The organism is Mesorhizobium sp. WSM4976, assembly GCF_029625685.1.
Taxonomy (GTDB): domain Bacteria; phylum Pseudomonadota; class Alphaproteobacteria; order Rhizobiales; family Rhizobiaceae; genus Mesorhizobium.
In genome coordinates, this window is the sequence record NZ_JARTVT010000005.1 from 156128 (window position 1) to 174430 (window position 18303).

At 59.1% G+C, this 18303-nt stretch carries 13 protein-coding genes; 3 read left to right on the forward strand and 10 right to left on the reverse strand.

The window, feature by feature from the left end; translation table 11 throughout:
- Window positions 1-5: 5 nt before the first annotated feature.
- Window positions 6-728, reverse strand: a complete 723-nt coding sequence (locus tag P9272_RS08125) for an NDP-sugar synthase (RefSeq protein WP_128256576.1) — start codon at window positions 726-728, stop codon at window positions 6-8.
- A gap of 417 nt (window positions 729-1145) precedes the next feature.
- On the opposite strand from P9272_RS08125, the gene P9272_RS08130 reads away from it, so the two are divergent.
- Entirely contained in the window at window positions 1146-1802 is a 657-nt protein-coding gene (locus P9272_RS08130; protein ID WP_128256577.1) for a response regulator transcription factor, read from the forward strand.
- A gap of 1 nt (window position 1803) precedes the next feature.
- Here the strand turns inward: P9272_RS08130 and P9272_RS08135 are convergent, their stop codons facing one another.
- Window positions 1804-3468, reverse strand: a complete 1665-nt coding sequence (locus P9272_RS08135; RefSeq protein WP_278160109.1) for a PAS domain S-box protein — start codon at window positions 3466-3468, stop codon at window positions 1804-1806.
- A 234-nt stretch (window positions 3469-3702) separates the two neighbouring features.
- On the opposite strand from P9272_RS08135, the gene P9272_RS08140 reads away from it, so the two are divergent.
- A complete protein-coding gene (locus P9272_RS08140) occupies window positions 3703-4401 on the forward strand; it encodes a helix-turn-helix transcriptional regulator (protein ID WP_278160110.1) in 699 nt (232 codons plus the stop codon).
- A gap of 306 nt (window positions 4402-4707) precedes the next feature.
- Here P9272_RS08140 and P9272_RS08145 read toward each other — a convergent pair whose 3' ends face one another.
- The 3 genes from P9272_RS08145 to P9272_RS08155 all read right to left on the reverse strand — a co-directional run bounded on the left by P9272_RS08145 (window position 4708) and on the right by P9272_RS08155 (window position 8185).
- Window positions 4708-5814, reverse strand: coding sequence for a glycosyltransferase family 2 protein (locus P9272_RS08145; RefSeq protein WP_278160111.1), 1107 nt, complete (start codon window positions 5812-5814; stop codon window positions 4708-4710).
- Window positions 5795-7153 (reverse strand): lipopolysaccharide biosynthesis protein, encoded by a 1359-nt coding sequence (locus tag P9272_RS08150; RefSeq protein WP_278160112.1) that lies wholly within the window; start codon window positions 7151-7153, stop codon window positions 5795-5797. Before P9272_RS08150 ends, P9272_RS08145 begins: the two co-directional genes overlap by 20 nt.
- Window positions 7154-7390: 237 nt before the next feature.
- On the reverse strand, window positions 7391-8185 hold the full coding sequence (locus P9272_RS08155; RefSeq protein WP_278160113.1) for an AAA family ATPase: 795 nt from the start codon (window positions 8183-8185) through the stop codon (window positions 7391-7393).
- Window positions 8186-8962: 777 nt separating this feature from the next.
- Between P9272_RS08155 and P9272_RS08160 the strand changes: the two genes are divergently transcribed.
- On the forward strand, window positions 8963-10030 hold the full coding sequence (locus P9272_RS08160; protein ID WP_278160114.1) for a class I SAM-dependent methyltransferase: 1068 nt from the start codon (window positions 8963-8965) through the stop codon (window positions 10028-10030).
- A 102-nt stretch (window positions 10031-10132) separates the two neighbouring features.
- Here the strand turns inward: P9272_RS08160 and P9272_RS08165 are convergent, their stop codons facing one another.
- The 5 genes from P9272_RS08165 to P9272_RS08185 all read right to left on the reverse strand — a co-directional run bounded on the left by P9272_RS08165 (window position 10133) and on the right by P9272_RS08185 (window position 18023).
- Window positions 10133-11149: an acyltransferase gene (locus P9272_RS08165; protein ID WP_278160115.1), complete on the reverse strand. Its 1017-nt coding sequence runs from the start codon at window positions 11147-11149 to the stop codon at window positions 10133-10135.
- Window positions 11150-11295: 146 nt separating this feature from the next.
- Window positions 11296-13536, reverse strand: a complete 2241-nt coding sequence (locus P9272_RS08170) for an exopolysaccharide transport family protein (protein ID WP_278160116.1) — start codon at window positions 13534-13536, stop codon at window positions 11296-11298.
- Window position 13537: 1 nt separating this feature from the next.
- On the reverse strand, window positions 13538-15535 hold the full coding sequence (gene asnB / locus P9272_RS08175; protein ID WP_278160117.1) for an asparagine synthase (glutamine-hydrolyzing): 1998 nt from the start codon (window positions 15533-15535) through the stop codon (window positions 13538-13540).
- Window positions 15535-16803 carry an O-antigen ligase family protein gene (locus P9272_RS08180; protein ID WP_278160118.1) on the reverse strand — a complete coding sequence of 423 codons (1269 nt, stop codon included), beginning with the start codon at window positions 16801-16803 and terminating at the stop codon, window positions 15535-15537. The genes asnB and P9272_RS08180 overlap by 1 nt, the downstream gene beginning before the upstream one ends.
- Window positions 16800-18023 (reverse strand): glycosyltransferase family 4 protein, encoded by a 1224-nt coding sequence (locus P9272_RS08185; RefSeq protein ID WP_278160119.1) that lies wholly within the window; start codon window positions 18021-18023, stop codon window positions 16800-16802. The genes P9272_RS08180 and P9272_RS08185 overlap by 4 nt, the downstream gene beginning before the upstream one ends.
- Window positions 18024-18303: the final 280 nt, after the last annotated feature.

Consider the following 18303-nt stretch of genomic DNA (forward strand, 5'->3'; position numbering starts at 1 on the left):
TCGGCTCAGGCTGCAGCCGCTGCGACCTCTATCGAGGCTGACTGCTCCTCCCAGGAAATCGCCTGCGCCTTCTGGAAGTCTTCTACGCGGCCAATGTCCAGCCAAAGCCCCTCGTGCTTGTAGACGTGCACAACCTGCCCATCCTGGAGCATTTGCAGCATGAGATCGTCGAAGCCGAAGGGAATGCCCGACGGAATGAACTGCAGAACCGCCGGATTCATGCAGTAGATTCCCATGCTCACCAGATGCGTGAGCGCAGGCTTTTCGCGAAACACCTGAACGGTGTCATTGACTTCGTCGATGACGCCAAAGTCCATTTTGGTGACGCGCGCCGCCGTCGCGATCGTAACCAGATCCGTGTGCGCCCGATGCGTCGCCACGAAACGGCTGAGGCTCAGATCGGTGAGCACATCGCCGTTCAGGACCAGAAACGGTTCATCCAGCTCGTCCCTGATCAGGGAGAGCGGGCCTATGGTCCCGAGCGGTTCCATTTCCTGCGTATAGCGTATCTTGAGGTTCCATTGCGAGCCGTCGCCACACACGCTGCGGATCAGATGGCCCAGGTAGCCGGTTGTAACGTACACGTTCTCGATGCCATTGCGCCGCAACCATTTAAGCAGCAATTCAAGCACCGGCCGGGCACCGATAGGCATCAGAGGCTTTGGCAGAACCGATGTGAACGGGCGCAGACGCATGCCCATTCCACCGCATTGGATAACCGCTTTCATTTGATACTCCCTGCGCACACGGCCGACACAGGCCAACAAGCAAGCTCAGCGTCCGGAAACCTCCATCGTTCGGCTCCTGCCACCGATCTGCCGGATGTGCTCCGAATTGAGCGAGAAATACGCTGAGCCTGTAGACCTGTCGTCGTGCGTTCGAATGGCGCACCCAGCTGAGCAACACCAGGACGGCAGGCGGCGTTGGAGCGGACGCCGGGCGTGAACGCGGTCACGGCAGGGACCAAGGTCCGACTTTGCATTATGGTAAACGAAGAGTAGCTTTTTCTATCGGAAGAGGCGCATTCTGTTGGGTTCCGGCTTGGCGGACAGGTCCCGCATCGTCACAGAATTGGTCCTGTAGACAAAAAACGTTCTGGACGCGTGCCATAGTCCCCGGGCCGAAAGTGTGTGCGTTGGGGTAGAATGTACAAAATTGTCATCGCCGATGATCACGGTCTGTACAGGCGTGGCTTACGGTTGGCGCTGACTGCTGGCATTGAGGGCGTCGAAATATTTGAAGCCGCGTGCTTCGATGCCGTGGTTGGCCTTCTTGCCGAACACCCGTGCGTCAGCTTGGCGATGCTCGACCTGAACATGCCGGGGCTGTTCACTCAGGAGGTGATTGGCGATGTTTTGGCCGCGTACCCGGACACGCGCTTTGCGATTGTTTCGGGAAACGATTCACGCTCCGAAATCCTGACCGCTCTCAATGTGGGGTTGCACGGCTACATCGTGAAATCGCAAAGTGACGAAGAGGTTGTGCTGGCGGTCAAGGAAATCCTGTCAGGCCGCATCTACGTACCGGCGCTCCTTTCCCGACATTTGCGAGCACACGATCAGGTGCTCGAGATCCGTCATGGCAGCAGCGCCGGCGCTGGCGCTCTCGAAAGGCTCACATCCCGGCAAAAGGACGTACTAAGGCTGATGGCGGAAGGATATTCCAACAAAGAGATAGCGCGAGATCTCGATATCGCCGAGGCTACGACGAAGATCCATGCGGCGGCAATCATGCGGGAATTGGGGGTTCGAAACCGAACGGAAGCGGCAGTTCTGATAAAGACCTGGCTGGGGACAGTATGAGCTAAGCTTGAATTTCCGTTGGCGACAGACGGAGGGAGTAGCGCAATCCATCCTCCCTGACTTCGAATTGCGAGGAATGACCGACAAGTGGTGTTCCGTCGATCCCAAGAACCATCGATCCGAAACCCTGCCGCTTGATCGGAGCCGCGCGTCGGCGGCCCGTTTCTATCCAGTCAAAAGCGATCTCATCGCCTGCCCCGCCTGAAGCGAAAGCCCAACGTGCTTCAACCTTGCCCCGGGCGTCGCCGAGCACGCCATGCTTGATCGAATTGGTGGTGAGTTCGTGGATGATCATTGCAAAGCTCTCCGCGGCTCCGCCCGAGATCTTGATGTCGGGCCCGGTGATTGTTGTCCTGCCGTCTTTCGAAAAGGGCTGGAGTTCCTGAACGAGCAGATCGCGAATGGTGGACGATTGATCCGCGCTGCGCGTGAGCAGCATATGCGTTGCCTCGAGCGCGCGAATGCGCTCGACGAGGGCATCCTTGAATTTGACGATGTTGCCTCCTGGCGCATCCTGCATCTTCACAATCGCGGTGATGACAGGGAACAGGTTGCTCAGCCTATGGCGCAGTTCAAGCATCAGGTTTTCTTGCTTTCTTACCGCCGCGCGCAGCAGCGTCGTTTGACGTCGCTCGGTCAAATCCGCGGCGATGCCGATACGCTGGTCTCGGCCATCATGGTTTTCCTCGCGTCCCCGCAAGGCGATCCAACGGACTTGGCCGTCGGGTCGCCTGAGACGAATTTCCACGTCGTAATTGGCCCCTCGCCGCTCCTTTCCTAAAGGCGGTGCAAGCTTACCCCAGTCCGATGGGTGGACGATAGAAGACAGATCGGACAGTGGGCGGAATGCCATCGGGGACAATCCAAGAATCTCCCAAAACTGACGTGAGCCCGAGATGACGTCCTGGCCGTAGTCTATGCGCCAGGTGCCCAACCGGCCGGCAGACAGTGCAAGGTCGAGCCATTCGTTTTGAGCTATGAGCGCTTCGCGGGCGGCTCTTCGCTCGGTTATGTCATCTACGACCACAAACAGGCTGTCCGACGGCACCGTGTCGGACGCAGATAGAGAAAGCGTCAACCAGGCCCAAAGTGTGCTGCCGTCCCTTCTGACGAGGCGTATTTCCGCGCCGAACCACGGCGCTTCGGATGTCAATGCGGCGAGCGAATTTTTGAGCATCGCGCGATCGTCTTGATGGACAAGGTCATCTATGCGCCGCCCGACAAGATCGTCTTCCAGGTAGCCGAGCAGAGCACTGAGGCGTTTGTTCAGCCGTAGCAATTCTCCTTTGTCGTTCGCAGTCGCAAAGCCCAGCGCAGCTCGTTCGAAAGCGCGGCGGTAACGCGACTCTGCAGCTTCGACGGCAGCGAGCTTAATGTCCAGAGCGGCCTGTAAGCTCTGCCTGGAGCGATCGAAAAGAAAGGCAATCATCCCCCCCGCAAGCACAAGCAGAATGGCGCGTACCCACTCATCGGCGAGAGGCTGACGATGCGAAATTATCCGGGCCACCAAGCCGGCGGCGGCCATCAAGAGCGTTGATCCGACTGCGATCCGGCGGCTTTCCAAGAAGGCGATGACAACTATTGCTGGAATGAATTCGAGGAAGGCTGGGTCTACCGCACCCGACAGGGAAACGCTTGCCTCGTAGAGCAGCGTAGCGACCAGCACAGCCGTCGACGCCAGATGAGTTCGCGACAGGATTGTACCTCCTCGGCACCTCGAGAAACCTAACTACAACTTTCGGTCTAGTTCGTCGAGGTTAGACCATCTAGCGGACAACTAGTACGTCTGCCCGCTTCCGGATCGCCAAAAATCAGGGCCTTATGAAAACCAGCACCCAATCTTGTGGCTGCCGATCGTAAAGCACGGAAGGCAAAGACAGAGAACGAGGACGGATGACCCATGACCCTGATCAGCGGGCGGAATGACGCGAGGCCGATCGCAAGGCCCGGCATGGTGGCGGCCGGTGCCGGCAGCAGAACAACGACCACCTTCGCGCGAAGCGCCTCTCGCAAAGCCATCAGGCCGATCACAGCTGGCACATGCGTGCGGCCGTGCCTGAACTCCATAACCGGCATGCTTGAGCGCATTGGCTGCGGATGGCTTGTGCTGAGCGAGGCAAAAAGAGTGCTCGAATGGAATGCGGCTGCCGAAACCATTCTCAAGGCCTGCGAGGATTCTCTGGATTCGCCCGGCGATCTATCTGCGGCATTAAGGAGCCTGATAGCTGGCGTGCCTGCTCATTTTGCTGCCGGATCGTTGTCGTGGATCGTCATCCGCAGCGGTGGCGACCGGCCCGTGGTCATAAGTGAAGAAGGCGTTGTCACCCCCGATGGGTCGATCATTGTCGCACTCCTCGATCGCCAGCCGAGAACGGGGCCTAATCCGGAAACGCTGCGGAAGATGTTCGGATTGACCGGCGCCGAAACGCAGTTGGCGTTGCGTTTGGCGAGTGGCGACGCTCCGTTGGAGATTGCCGAGCGCAACCGGCTTAGCCGAACCACAATCCGCACTCAACTCGCCTCGCTGTTTGCCAAGACGGAGACGAGGCGCCAAGCGGAATTGGTCGCTCTTCTAGGACGAATCTCGGTGCTGCCGTAGAACCGGGACCTTCCTGTCATATGGCGCGCCCGGGTTTTCCGAGAGCGCGCCACCTGCTTTTTAAGTCTGCCTCCGCGTTTCCCGGCTTTGCGAACGACTCCGTTCTTTTTGTATTGATGCAATTCCGGACGGAAACCGTTCATCCTTTTCTTGAATTTGTCCACCCAAATGACTGCGTCGCCTTGTTCCTACGTCGTCAGCGGAATCCGATAACGCCTAACGGCTCGCGCATGGCGCGGTATCGAGCTGGCCCGCGGCTACGAACAAAATTCCACGGGCAGGCCTCAGCACCTGAAGAGCGTATTGTCAGCGTTTACGGGTCTGCAGCGCGCCGAGTTTCGGTCGGATCCTGAACAGGTATTCCAGGGCATACTGGTTCGCGATCTTCATTACGGAAGGCCGAAGGATCTGCACGGCGTCTCGCATCGTCGTTCGCCAGGACTGATGTCTGAACCTGGCCGGGATGCGAGCGACCCGCAGCGCACGCAAAAGCGGCTCGGGTTTCGGGAGGCCCCTCCTATCCTCGATCAGATTCCAATTGAGCTGTTTGACGGCAAGCGTGACTTCATCCACGTCCTCGTAGCTCTTCGACGTTGTTATGCTCGGATGATGTGTCGCATCATAGAAGATCAGCCCTTCGTTGATTGCCACCATTTCGCCGTAACGGGCCAGATCGACGAAGAACAATTGATCGACGCCAGCCGGGATGCATTTGTGCGCGCGCATCTGGCATCCGGCGTTGATCACGGCGGCGTTGATCAGCAGCGTCGAAGGGATGATGCCGAGGTTCCTGGTCACTCGGACCAGATAGAGGTCCGTCAGGCACTCCTGGCTAGAATAGAGTGAGACCCGGTTCTGCTCCGGCGGGTCAGACCGCATCACGATCCGGTTTTCCTCAACGACATGCGCTGCGCAGGTCATGAACGCTGCCGACGGATATTTTACCGAGATCTCGGCAAACCGCTTCAGAGCTCCCGGGGCAAGCCAGTCGTCGTCATGCAGCAATTTGATCCACTTGCCTTTGCAGGCAAGCATGGCGTTGTTGGTGTTCTCCACCTGCCCCCGGCCCCTGTGATTTTCGACGATCCGGATGCGCGGGTCGCGTCGCGCGTAATCTTCCAAGATAGGCCAACTCGATCCATTTGGTCCTTCGTCGTCGCTGATGACAAGTTCCCAGTTGGAAAAGTCCTGCCCCACAATGCTGTCGATAGTACGCCTGATGGTGTCAGGCCGGCGAAACGTCGGAACGGCAACGGAAATGAATGGGCGCGCGGGCGATGCGTCGGCAGCATGCGCGACATTGGCCACGGGGCCAAGCGCCGACAGATTTGCCTCACCTTTGCCGCCGGCCGCCGGCTCTAGCGGCGGCACAGATCCCTCAGAACGCGCGTCGCTATTCAACAGGAGCTTCATCGTGCTGTTTCCTCGCGATTGGATACGGACTGGACAATGTTGCCTGTGCCGGTTCGATGTCCCGCTTCAGAAGGTAAAGTGAGGCCGCGGTTCTGATGGCAAACCCGGCCATCCCGCCAACAGCCATGAGATAGATGACGTCGATAGGTTTCCACCCAGCCTTGGCGCCGGCGAGCAGAGGACCGAAGACAAGCACCATTCGCGCCGTGTCGACGACCAGCCGCACCTCCTGCCGTCGCAACAAGGCGGGAACTTCACTGAGCGGTGTCGACAAGGCTTGCACCGCGCCCATGAATGCCAAGGCAGTCATGATGTGTGACGTCGGTATCCAGGTCTCGCCCAGGAGCGGGACAACGAGGTACGGAGCAGCCAGCCCAAGCGCCAAGATGGGCAACGCAGCGAGGCCCGTGACAAGAATCAGGAGGCCACGCGCGACGCCGAGCATGTGTCGACGATCGCTGCTCTTGTTCGCCTCGGCGACAAATACGTTGCTCAGCGGGGTGGCTATCAGCACGATGGGCCCTGTCACCAGCCGCGTCGCGACACCGAGGTAACCGGCGAAGGCCGGGCCGAAGAAAGAGCCCACGAGAATCGCAGGAAGATTGTTGATGGCGTAGCTGCCGAGCGTCGCGGGGATGTCGAACAACGGGAACTTGTATTCCCTGGCTGCCTTGGCGAGGGCACTTCTCCACGACGCTCGATAGATGCCACGCAGGTCGTCCCAATCCAGAATCCGAAACCCCAGAAAGGCGAGAAAAATGAACTGGCTGAGGACATGCGCATGCACCATCGTTTCGCCACCGAGATGGGCGAGGCCAAAAACCAATTGCAGCAGCGCCATGGTGGCCGGCAGGATCAGCCGGCCGAGAGCGAAATCGCGCAGCAGGCCTGCACGCAAGGCCCAGCAATTCATCGTTTCAACGAGCGCAGCACCGCTCATCCCAATCGGAACGAGCCAGAAAAGATGTCTGAGCTGGGCCGGCGCAAAGTTCAAAAGGATCTGCCCGACCGCAAAGGCCAGGATACCTGTCGTCATTACCGCCAGGATGATGAGCTTTACGGTGACGTAGGTCTGCTCGGTTTCCTTCACCCCGTAGAGCGAGGGCTCGAAACGTAGCGCTGCGGCCGCTCCGAGTATGTTCACGGTTGAGAGATAGATGGTGAACACGCCGAAGTCGGCTGGGGAATAGAGGCGGGCCAATATCGGAATGGTGGCGACCAGGGTGAGTTGCCCTGCAATCGCCATTGCCGAAACGCCGCCCGCCGCGCGGACGATCTTGCCGATCGGGCTTGCTTTTATCCGGCCCTCCCTGGATCGCAGAAAGTCGCTGTAGGACATTGGCTCGCGATTCCGAGAAGCTGCTGACAATTGCAGTGCGAGCGTACGGGCGCTGCCGCATCGCGCCATCATTCACCTGAATGATGGCGTATATCCAATGCCGGTTCCATCTCCGGCGCGGGAAATGACAACAAAGCGGATGAATAAAACCCGGCGGGCGACCAAGGGGCCCGTCAGCGCATCAATTGCATTTTCTGCGGTTTGGATCAGCGGTTGGGATCGTCACAAAACGGCGGTCTATGGCACGTGGAGCCCCACTGCTTCAGATTGCGGCTCGACCCGCCGGCGCTCACCATCATTTGTGCCCAGAATGTATCTGGCGATGATCGCCCGCTCGAGTACTTGCGTACTTTTCATCGTCGAACGTCGGCTTGACGTCTTCGCGCAAACAACGTCTCGCCCTGACACGGCAAGTATGTCGCTTATCGTTTCAAAAACGCTGAGGGAACGCATATTGACTTCGAAATCGGCCTCGAAGAGCCGCTCTGCCGGGGGCTCACGCTCCATGCGTCCGCGAAGACGAGCCGCGACCATCGCTCGCGGCGCCAGAACTCTGATTGTGAGATCCGCGACCGGCACATCGCCCAGCAGCGTCTCCAGAGCGGACCTGTCAGCGTTCCCGTTGAGCAACGCCAACGATCCGACCGCCTGAACATAACCCTCGTCGAAGATAAGAATATCCTGGGCCGTCTTTGCTCGATCCCAGGCGTGCGACAGCTTTAGTATTTGCTGCCAAATCCGGGCACGCCAGATCGGCTTTTTCGGCGGCATCGCTCTGAGCATCAGCAATGATTGCGATAAGCTTGCCCCTCCGTTCCCCCGTGAACAAATGACCCCAGCCGTTGAAATGATCGCCGAGACGATCCTCGAGACGAAGAGAAGGACGCCCAGATCAAGCGCGCCGGATCTGATCGCGGGTCGATAGCTGCGGACAACCTCGGCACGATATCCGTCTTCGCGCAATCGTATGGCAAGAACGTGGGCCAAGGTTGTCTTGCCCGAACCTGGCGGACCGAAGAGCTCGACGATCACGGTTCAACACTCGACATAGCGCCTCGGGGTCAAACGCACGGCATTGGCGAAAGCAAGAAGTCCCCGCTGTCATCGAACCGGTACTGGAGTGACGTTCCAGATTGGCCCGGGTAAGGACGGCTCCGATGGGGATTGACATCAAGAACTTTCTTGCGATCTTCCAGCGCCTTGACCTGACCTCGGCAGGTGCTCACCTGCGTCTCAACGCTCGCCAGGCTCTGCTGGATCTCGTTTTCGATCGTCGCGCTGCGATCCGTCTCCGCCGGCGCGCTAGCCTCGCGAGCCGCAGGACCGGCCGGGTCGGAGTATCTATGATTTCGGCAAGCGAGGCGATTGGCGCACCCTGTTTGCGCGGATCCTGGGTATGTTGGAAGCATGCCGCCATGGCCAGTCGGGCTCAGCGACACGTTGATGATTGTGCTCTCGACCCGGCGAACCATGTCGGATCTCAGAACGTCGCTGGCCCTATCTGACATGAGTTCGCGCCTCCAAGAGGCATGATCTTCGCGGCCTAGGGAACTTACGATGGGCTTCGACCGTCACCATCATCCATCTGAATGACAGGATTGGCGGCTGGATTGCTGCCCTACGTGAGGTGAGCCGTCGGAAGGCGCGGCTCTCAAACTCCGGGATTTACCGTCTCGCGGCGTGGAGATTTATTGCGCCACCGCTCCGCGATGTCATTCAGATGGATGATGGTGACGATCGGTGCCCGCCATAAGCTTGCGGCAGTTCGAAATCGCACGTTCATTCGGTCAGGCTTTAGGGACGAGCGTGATGACCATCTGTCCGGCGTGTCGCAGCAAATCGACTGCGAAATTGTTCCAAGTGACAGCCGACGAGGCCTCTCGACACTTCCTCAATCCGCGACAAGACCCGGAGCGCTTTCGAAACCTGAAGAGCCACTTGTCGGATCTCTGGGACAGCGCCACCTGCGATATCCGAAGATGCGCAGATTGCGGATTCGGTTTCGCAGATCCCTTCGTCGCGGGCGGCGTCGAATTTTACAACCTGGCCTGGGCGAGTCCTTCCTATCCAACCATGAGATGGGAATATGCAAGAACCATCGAAGAACTCGCGGGCTTGAGGACTGACGGAAAAACTGTCATCGACGTGGGCGCCGGTTTCGGGTACTTTCTCGATTGTGTCAAAAATAAATTCTTCAAGATTTCGGATATCTCCGCAGTCGATTATAACGAAACGTCGCAGTCTGTATTGTCATCCAAGGGCTTCAAGACGTTTTCATGCGATATTCGCGGAGAGAATTTCGATAGACTGGAAGAGTCGTTCGACTTCATATGCCTGTTTCAGGTCTTCGAGCACATGGACAATGTGGACGATGTTTTCTCTCGATTGAAGTTTCTGCTTAGACCGCATGGGTCTGTCTTCATTGCCGTACCAAACGAAAACAGAACCTACTATATGGAGTCTCATGGATCCCTCATAGACATGCCACCCAATCACATCGGTCGATGGACGAGACAAGCGTTCGATGCGATTTGCCGGCGGCACGGCTTGCAACTGGCCAAATGTGAGCGGGAACCATTCACTCTGCTTAGTTTCCTCAAACATGACATCGTAAACAGCTATCTGCGTAAGGGAGAAAAGCCTGGCAGCCTAACTGAGTTCGTCCGCGCCCTGCCCCGAAGCAGAGCTCAACAGATCGCGCAAGGCTTGACCGCCTTGGCGATTTCGCCATCACGGCTACCGGCATGGACATATGCGGTCAGCAACGCATCGACGTTGGGCGGGAACGCGCTCTGGGCGAGGATCGACAAAGTCTCCTCACCGATGGGACCAGGCGTTCTCGCCGAGCCACCGAGCCATCAAGCTAGCCTGCAATGAACGGGCGTCGTGCCAGCTGTTCTAATGCCTTTCGCCAGGCGAACCAAGGAACGCTTGAAACGGCCTTTTGTCACCGGCCGCCCGCCCTGAACAGCAAAGCCATCAAACGTCAGCAGGACGAAGCACCGAAGCCGATCCCAAGCGTTCGAGCTGGTTGTTGATATAGCGACGCGCCGGTCGTTCGACTACAAAGTAACTCAACACCGACAGTGCGATGGCGGCCCCAAGACCGAGAAGCCTTCCAGCTATCCCCGGAAACTGAGCAAAGGGTTGCTGCCACAGATACAATGAGAAAGACAGCATGCCGACAGATGCCAGGGGTTTCGAACCGAGCAGGCGGAGGAAGGCGGCGTAGGCTTGTCCGAGATAGACCAAGGTCAGGGCAAGAAGGACACTTCCCACCCCGTATTTGAGCGGGTCGGGAACGAGTTCGACGTTGAAAAGGACTGCGGTAACCCCGAGGGCAATCGGCGCCCAGGACGGTACCTTATATGACCGGAACAAAAGATAGACACCGGCGGCCATCAGGATTGAGGCGGCACGTACGTCGGTACGCCAGTAGACATCGTAGTAGCCCCCGCCAAGCATCGTTCGGATAGCGCCGTCGCTCCATGCAAGCGCCGCAAGCGACAGACACAGGATGCCCCCGGTCACCTGGGACCTGCCGCTAATCGCGGCAATGGCCGCCAGGATCACGTAGGTGTGCTCTTCGACGCATAGCGACCATATGTGGTCGAGGAAAGCGGTGCGCCCAGCCTCGAGCACATAGTAGTTGTAGGTAAACGTCGATGCGCTGAGCAGATGTTGCCAGTCTGCTGGCCAAAGGCCGGCGCCACCGGCCACCGCCATCGCAGACAGGAACGCAAAGAGGGCGGGGTAGACACGCGCTATCCGCCGACCAAAGAATTTCGGCAGGACCATCTGTCTCACAAACAGGATGTCTGACATCAGCAGTCCACTGAGAACGAAGAACATCTCCACACCAAAGCGGCCTGGATTAATAAAGCGGGATGCGAGATAGTGATCCAGCAAGACACCCATGACTGCTACGGCCCGCCAACCGTCCAGGTAGGACAAATGCGGCAGACCCTGTGACGGGCCATTTGCTTTATTCGACACGGCATCCCTCTCGGGTGCTGGCTGATATTGTTCTATCTGCTCTGACTAAAGCCGCCGTGGTGCGAACGGCCGAAGGCACGCTGGAGGTGCTCGCAAAGAGCTGGCGATACTCTCGTTGGCATGGCCAGAGCACGAGCCTGCGGTCCTCAAGTCACTTTCTCCCGCAGGAGATCGGCGCTGTCGCCGAGCCGGTATCCGGCATGCTTTCTGAGATTCACCCGCGTGAGAACGCTCCCGACGGGCACCGGAACAGAACCATCCCCCTGAAGCATTTCCAACACACCGCGAGCGACATGGCGTCGCGTCTTGGCCCACCGGACGGCGAAAAGCACCACGTCCGCCCATTCGGTGAGGAACCTGGCTTCCGGCCTGCCAAGCCCCGATGGGCCATTCAAGATGACGACGCTATAAACCGAGTGTAGATCCTCCATAACTTCGGACCCGTTTCCGCGCGACAACAGGGTCAGCAGATCCTCGGAAGGGCCGAGGGTCATCAGGTCGATGCCTACTTCAGGTATTCCGGTGATAGCATCCCCCAAGGTGCACCGGTCGCAAACATAGTCCGCGAAGGAATGGCGAGCCTTAGACCCACCATACTGGTTCAGAAACTCAAGGGTGAGTCGAGCGCCCTTGGGTTCGAGATCGACCACGAGGACCCGGCCGCCCAGACGCGTCGCAACCAACGCCAAGCTCCAGGCGAGCTCGGTTGCCCCATCCTCGGGCGTGCTGGACGTCACAAGCATGATCTGCGAGGAGCGAGCGCTCAATTGACTTGGTGCCGCTGCTACAAGCAGCGACGTGACGGCACGGCTGTATCCGGACTCCTGCTGGCCTAGCACCAGCTGCTTCAGCCGCTTGGCGTGCGTGTTGGCAGCCTGCGGGATGAGCGCCAGGCACGGAACCCCGAGTGCAGCTTCGGCTTCAGCCTCGCCGCGCAAAGTGCGATCGAAGTGTCGGCGGAGAAGCAAGAGAATTCCTCCGATCAGGCCGAACACGATCATGCCCGGCGGAACGAGGAAAATCGGCGGGAGGGTTGTTGGGTTGACAGGCGGCCACGCCGCGGAAAGAATTCCGACACCGGGGGATGGATTTGCAATCCGCCGCTCCAGATCCTGCTGACGGCTCAACAGGTCATTGTATCGCTGCGTCAAGATGCTCACCTGCGGCTCGAGCGCTCGCAATCCGGAGAGCCGACCGGCTGTATCGGCCACAACCGCATCGAGAACTTTCTTGCGATCTTCAAGGGCCTCGACTTGAGCGCGATAGATGTCGACCTCAGCAACCACACGAGCGAGACCTTGCTCTACCGCACTGTCGATCGCTTTGTTCGGGCCCTTGTCCGCCGGCGCGCCGGCCTGGCGAGTCGCAAGATCGGCCAACTCAGGCGTGCCGATTGCCTGGGCCAGCGATGCAATTGGCGCGTTCTGCTTGCGAAGGTCCTGAATGCGGTGAAGACGGGTTTGCTGCGCGGCGAGGTCAGCTTTGGACATCGAGATCTGCTGGGTGAGTTCGGCTGCCTCTCTGGCCGCGTTGTCCGCCGCACCTTGATCTACTGCGCCATGGCTCAACCGATACTTTTCCAGACGATCCGTCGCTTCCGCAAGATTGTCTCGTATAGCCGGTAACCCTGCAACTATTGAATCGAGTTCCTGTTCGTCCGCAGCCTGATTTCTCCTTGCAAGATCGGCGATATATACTTGGACAAACGTGTTGGCCACAAGAGCGGCTCGCGCCGGGTCCTTGTCGGTAAAGCCGACGCTGATCACTCGAGACCTCAATTCCTGCCCAATCCTTATGCCCTCGCGCAGCAGCTTCAGTTCAGCTGCCTCTGGATCCGCCGGCGTGCTTCGAGGCCAGATTTTCGTCAGCAGACCGTCTAGAGCCGAGCGTAATTTCGGTGGCTCGACGCGAGTTGGATCGGGAGGGGAGGTTGCAGTCGCGGCATCGGCTCGTTGTGTGGCGTCGGAGGCTCCAGCAACATTGCCGGCATCGACTTTGCGCAACTCAGCCACCACGCTTCGCAGATGGCTCTGCGACGAGAGCATGGTTATATGGTCGTCAATGCTGGATTCCAGCAAATCCTGGGCGGAACTCAAACCGCCGGCCGGAGCCGCCCTGCTGGGCGCGTCAACGAGCACCTGTGTAGTGGCCTCGTACAAGGCTGGCCGCGCAAGACCCAAAGCCGCGGCAAGGACACCGCCTGCGAGGATCATGGCAAGCAGGAACCATTTTTTTCGTTGCAGGGTCGTGACGAGCTGATGGAGCGGCGTTTGCGTGTCTATCTGCTCTTCCAGCGGCCGTCTTATGCGAGGGTTGATTTCGCGCACGGGAGGAGGCACTTCGGTGGCATGCGGAAGATGGATGCGGCTAACTTTGGACCCTTCCATCTTATACTCCTGTAAGTTCGGGCACTTGAGAGAGCCCCGCTTCTGAGACCGGCGACCTGCTCGCCTCTTCGTGCCAACCCTGGAACATGAGGGCCGGCCATAACTCGCGCGAATGGTCGTGCTTGCCCTCGAGGTGGTCGCGCCAGCATGCATCCACCTTCGCAAGGTCGAATATGCGGTCTCCGGAATTGCGCATGCCGGCGATAAGGTCGTTCGCCCACATGCGCAGCGGGCCCCTCAGCCAGGCCGCAATGGGCACATCGAAACCTTGCTTCGGCCTGTCGATCAGCCGCTCCGGAAGATAGCGATGCAGCAAGTGACGAAGGATCCACTTGCCGCCCCCATCGCGAACCTTCAGGTTGGAAGGAAGGCGCCACGCAAATTCGACAACCCGATGATCGAGCAGTGGGCACCGTCCCTCGAGGCCATTGGCCATAGTGGCACGATCGAGCTTCACCAGTATGTCGCCCGGTAGGTAGCCCGCCATGTCGTGGTACAAGAGGCGCGACAGCAACCCGTCGAGCTGCGGTGTACCGTCGCTCGATGCGGGGAGCTTCTGCAAGGCGAGGTATTCGGTCGCCGATCCAGTCAGCCTCTGATACAGCTCGTCTTCACTGGTTGCGGCGAGCAGCGGAGCAAGCCGATCGAGCCGGTCGCTCCGTAACGCATGCCGCACATTCGCCGAAAGCGGCAAGTCTCCAACGATGTCGTAGCGGACCGCGCGGGCAAGCAACCGTGCCCCGGCCGCCAACGCCCGGCGCAGTTGTATAGGCAGCCCCTGCTGCCGCTTCAGCCTCTCGGCCATGAAATGGCGACCATACCCCGCGAAGCATTCATCACCACCGTCACCCGACAGCGCCACGGTCACATGCTGTCGGGCCAGCCGTGCCACCAGCAACGTTGGGATCTGCGATTCGTCAGCGAAAGGCTCGTCCCAGATACGAGGCAATTCTGGAATGACCTCGCGTGCGGCGGTCGGTGAAAGGTGAAGTTCTGTGTGATTGGTCCCCAGGTGCCTTGCTACTTCGGCCGCATAAGGGGCCTCGTCGAAGCCACCCTCGGCGAAGGCCACCGTGAATGTGCGCACCGGACTTCTGGATTGGGCCTGCATCAGCGCCACGACAGTGGAGCTGTCGACACCACCCGATAAAAAGCCACCCAACGGCACGTCAGCGATCATCCGTTCGCGAACGGCGAGCCGAAGCAGGCTGTCCAGTTCGTCGATCAGATCCTCGTCGCTGCCGACGACTTGGTTCTCCCGGCCTTTGGCGGCGATCCCGGCCAGAGACCACCATTGTTTAACCTGCCGGCGAAGAGCGTCGGCGCCACCGGATTCGGCAAGATCGGTGGGTTTGACCGAGAGCAGGGAGCCGGGAGGCAGCTTGAACACGCCCTGCCAGATGCATCTTTGGTCCGGCACCCACCCTCTCGAAAGCATGGCAGCGGTCGCATCAAGATCGAGTTCCGGAGAAAAGGTCGGAAAGCACCGGATCGCCTTGAGTTCGGACGCAAAGACAAGAGCAGGCCCCACCAATGCGACATAAAGCGGCTTTTTGCCCATCCGATCTCGTGCGAGATGTAGGGTTCTGGTCTTCAGGTCCCACAACGCAAACGCAAACATCCCCGCAAAGCGCTTAAGGGCGGCCTCGATGCCCCAAGTCTCGATGGCGCACAGCATTACTTCCGTGTCACCTGTGCCGCGAAACTGATGTCCCGCGTCCTCAAGTTCGCGCCTCAAGTCCTTGAAATTGTAGATCTCGCCATTGAAAGTTGTCACATACCGGCCACCTGGGGACCGCATGGGCTGACGCCCTGTTGCAGAGAGGTCGACGATCGCGAGTCGCCGATGGCCCAATGCAATACCCGCCTCACGGTCTGTCCAGAGTCCTTCGCCGTCCGGCCCGCGGTGCCGAAGCGCATACGTCAGCTGGCTTATTGCCTCGAGCGGCTTCGTATTCGCGGCGGCACTTGTGAGAAGAATTCCAGCTATCCCGCACATCAGACAACCTTTATGGGCTCCAGCCTCGGAGCGATCTCCCGAGGCCTGCCCGCAACAAGGCACAAGGTCAGCGCAAACCACACGATCGGGTGGCGGATGATCAGATGCGGCATGCTGAAGATGACGATGGACACCATGAGCGCCACCAGCGCGTCCAGCTTCGCGCGCCACGCCGACATGATGGCGGTTCCGACCAGCCAGGCCAGCGCCAGAACCGAGATGACACCACCTTGAGTGTACAGATCGAGTACTGTGTTGTGCGCTTCAAAGGGTCGTGTCAGAAAATCAAACTGCCTCTCCCAGGTTGGCGGGCGGTCGACATGCGGACCCGGACCGAGTCCCATCGATCCTGATTGCACGCCTTTCTCCATCGCTGCATCCCAGAGATACAAGCGGAGTTCGGCGGTTTCGGCTGTCGCTTCGCCGCCGTTGTCCTTGGTCAGGCTCTTGGCGAAGTTTTCAAGGGTGCTCGCCTCCGACAGGACGTAGGGAGTGATCGAGACCGCCATCGGAAAACTGCCGATCAGCAATAGAAGGAGGGCTTGCCGTGAAAGACTGACCCTGTTGCCGGCTGTCTTGAGCCATGTCCTGATTCCTAGCCCGAGGAACGTCAGGCAAGTCAGAATGCTGGTATACAAATAGGCATCGCTCTTCGTCAGCCTTCCAATGTAGAAGGTGAAGATCACGCTGGCGACGGCAAGGAACCTGGCCCAACCATTGCTAGTAGTGGTCGCGAGATGCAAAGCCAGCGTACCAAAGATCGCGCAATAGAGCGCGAGTTGATTGGGATTCTCCGACCAGCCGCGAAAGCGATCCCAGTACCATGACTCGATATTGGCAGGGGGGAGCCACGCCCAGCCCTGAGCCAGCTGAACGGCAAGTGTCACGTTCGCGATTGCAATCAACCACCACGCGCTGCGACGCAAATGATACTCGGCGTCAGGCTCTGCGGCAGCCAAGCAGGTGATGCAGATCAGCAGAAGATACGCTTCGGTATCGTGCACCAGCCCGGTTACGTATAGGATCGAGGTGAAATAGGCGACGATGGTGCCGAAAGCCAAAGCGACCGCCATCACCAGCCAGAAGCCGGCGAGTTTGGTCAGGGCGGGTGTAAGTACGGTACGCCCGCCGGCGAGTATTCGCCCGAGCGACAGCATTATCCACAGGGCCAGAAGCAGTTCGCCATAGCCGAAGGATGACCCCGGAAGGCTAAGCTGCGTCGCACCGGCCATTACGGCGCCAAGGGCGAGGAGCGCGTCCCGGGTCATCCGCTCATGCCACCCAACCGGCGATCCGCGAGATCGCGCCGAGGCGCGGTCCCGGGCCGTGACCGAACAGACCCGTCCTGGGATCTGGCGTTAGTGGTTTTATCGTACAGGTCGCAGTACTGGTCGACTATCAACGGAAGCGCAAAGCGCTCCCGGACAACGGCGGCGGAGCGGTTGCCCAGAACCGCCGCAAGGGGTCGATCCGACAGCAGCTCGATTATGCGCTCCGCGAGCGCATCAGGGTCTCGCGGGGCGACCAGACAGCCGTTCCATCCGTCTTCGATGAAATCGCTACAACCGGGCATTCTGGACGCAACAATCGGCAATCCCGCGAGGCCTGCCTCCAGCAATACACGCGGAATTCCCTCGCGGTATTCGGTTGGGAAGGCGAATATGTCCGCCATGCCCAGAAGAGCAGGAACGTCCTGCCGTTCTCCCAATAGGACGACGTGAGACCGGAAACGCTCAAATTCGGATGGGTCGACGGCAAAAGGGCCTTCGGATTGCCACGGACCCACAAAGACGAAGCGGGCATCGGGCCTTTTGGCGACAACTTTTGGTATCGCCGCGAGAAGGGTAGGTATTCCTTTTTGACGAGTCAGCCGCCCAACGAACATAACGACTTCAGCCGAGTGCAGCCCGAATTCCTGACGCAACCTTGCCGCCGATGGACCAAGCCGTCTCGCTGCCGCGAACGCGCCGACGTCGATGCCGGATCCGCCAATAAGAAGACTCTCCCCGTGTCCGATCAGCCCATAGCGCTCAAAAAATGTCTGGTCGTCGCTGTTTTGGAAGACTGTCGCGGCAGTCCAGAACGACGCAAGCAATTGCAGGCAGCAAAAGACCGGACGAAGAGCCAAGGCGCGCGGCTGGAGTGATGAGAAGGTCCAGCCCAGCCCATTGATAGTGCGAATGACGGGCGCCCGTCCGCGCACCGCCAGCGGCGTCAAAAGATTGGGCTTCGTATCGAAACTTTGGACAATGTCCGGACGCTGTTCCAATATCAGTCTGCGAAGTTTTCCGACAATGCCTGCATTGCTGGCACCGGTCGCAAAGCGGTCAAATCTATAGCTTCGGTGTGCTATGCCGTGCCGCTGGAATGGAGCTTCCTCGCCACTTGAGACGGCCGTGACCCGAAAGCCTCTCTCGCGCATCTCCATCAGAAATGGAATTCTTAGCGCGTGATCCTCGCCGCCGACGCAGACCAGGTGTGGCTTCATTTCGCCGCTCCCCGAAAACTGCGGTCCACCAACTGCGTGAAGTGACTGGAACTTGGATAGTCTTTCATGGCCCGCTGTCTTTGCGAGGAATGCGTTCAGTCGACCATGAAAGCTAGGGGCGGCATCTAGACTTGTCCTCGTCTGTTCGAATGAAGAGACCGACCGGTTCGGCGGCCAGGACGATATTTGCCGAAGGCCAATGCAGCTTCGCGGGCAGCGCTTGAGACCATTTCAATGCTGGCCAAAGGGATTTTCGCTAGCGAGCGTCGGATGGAGCCGC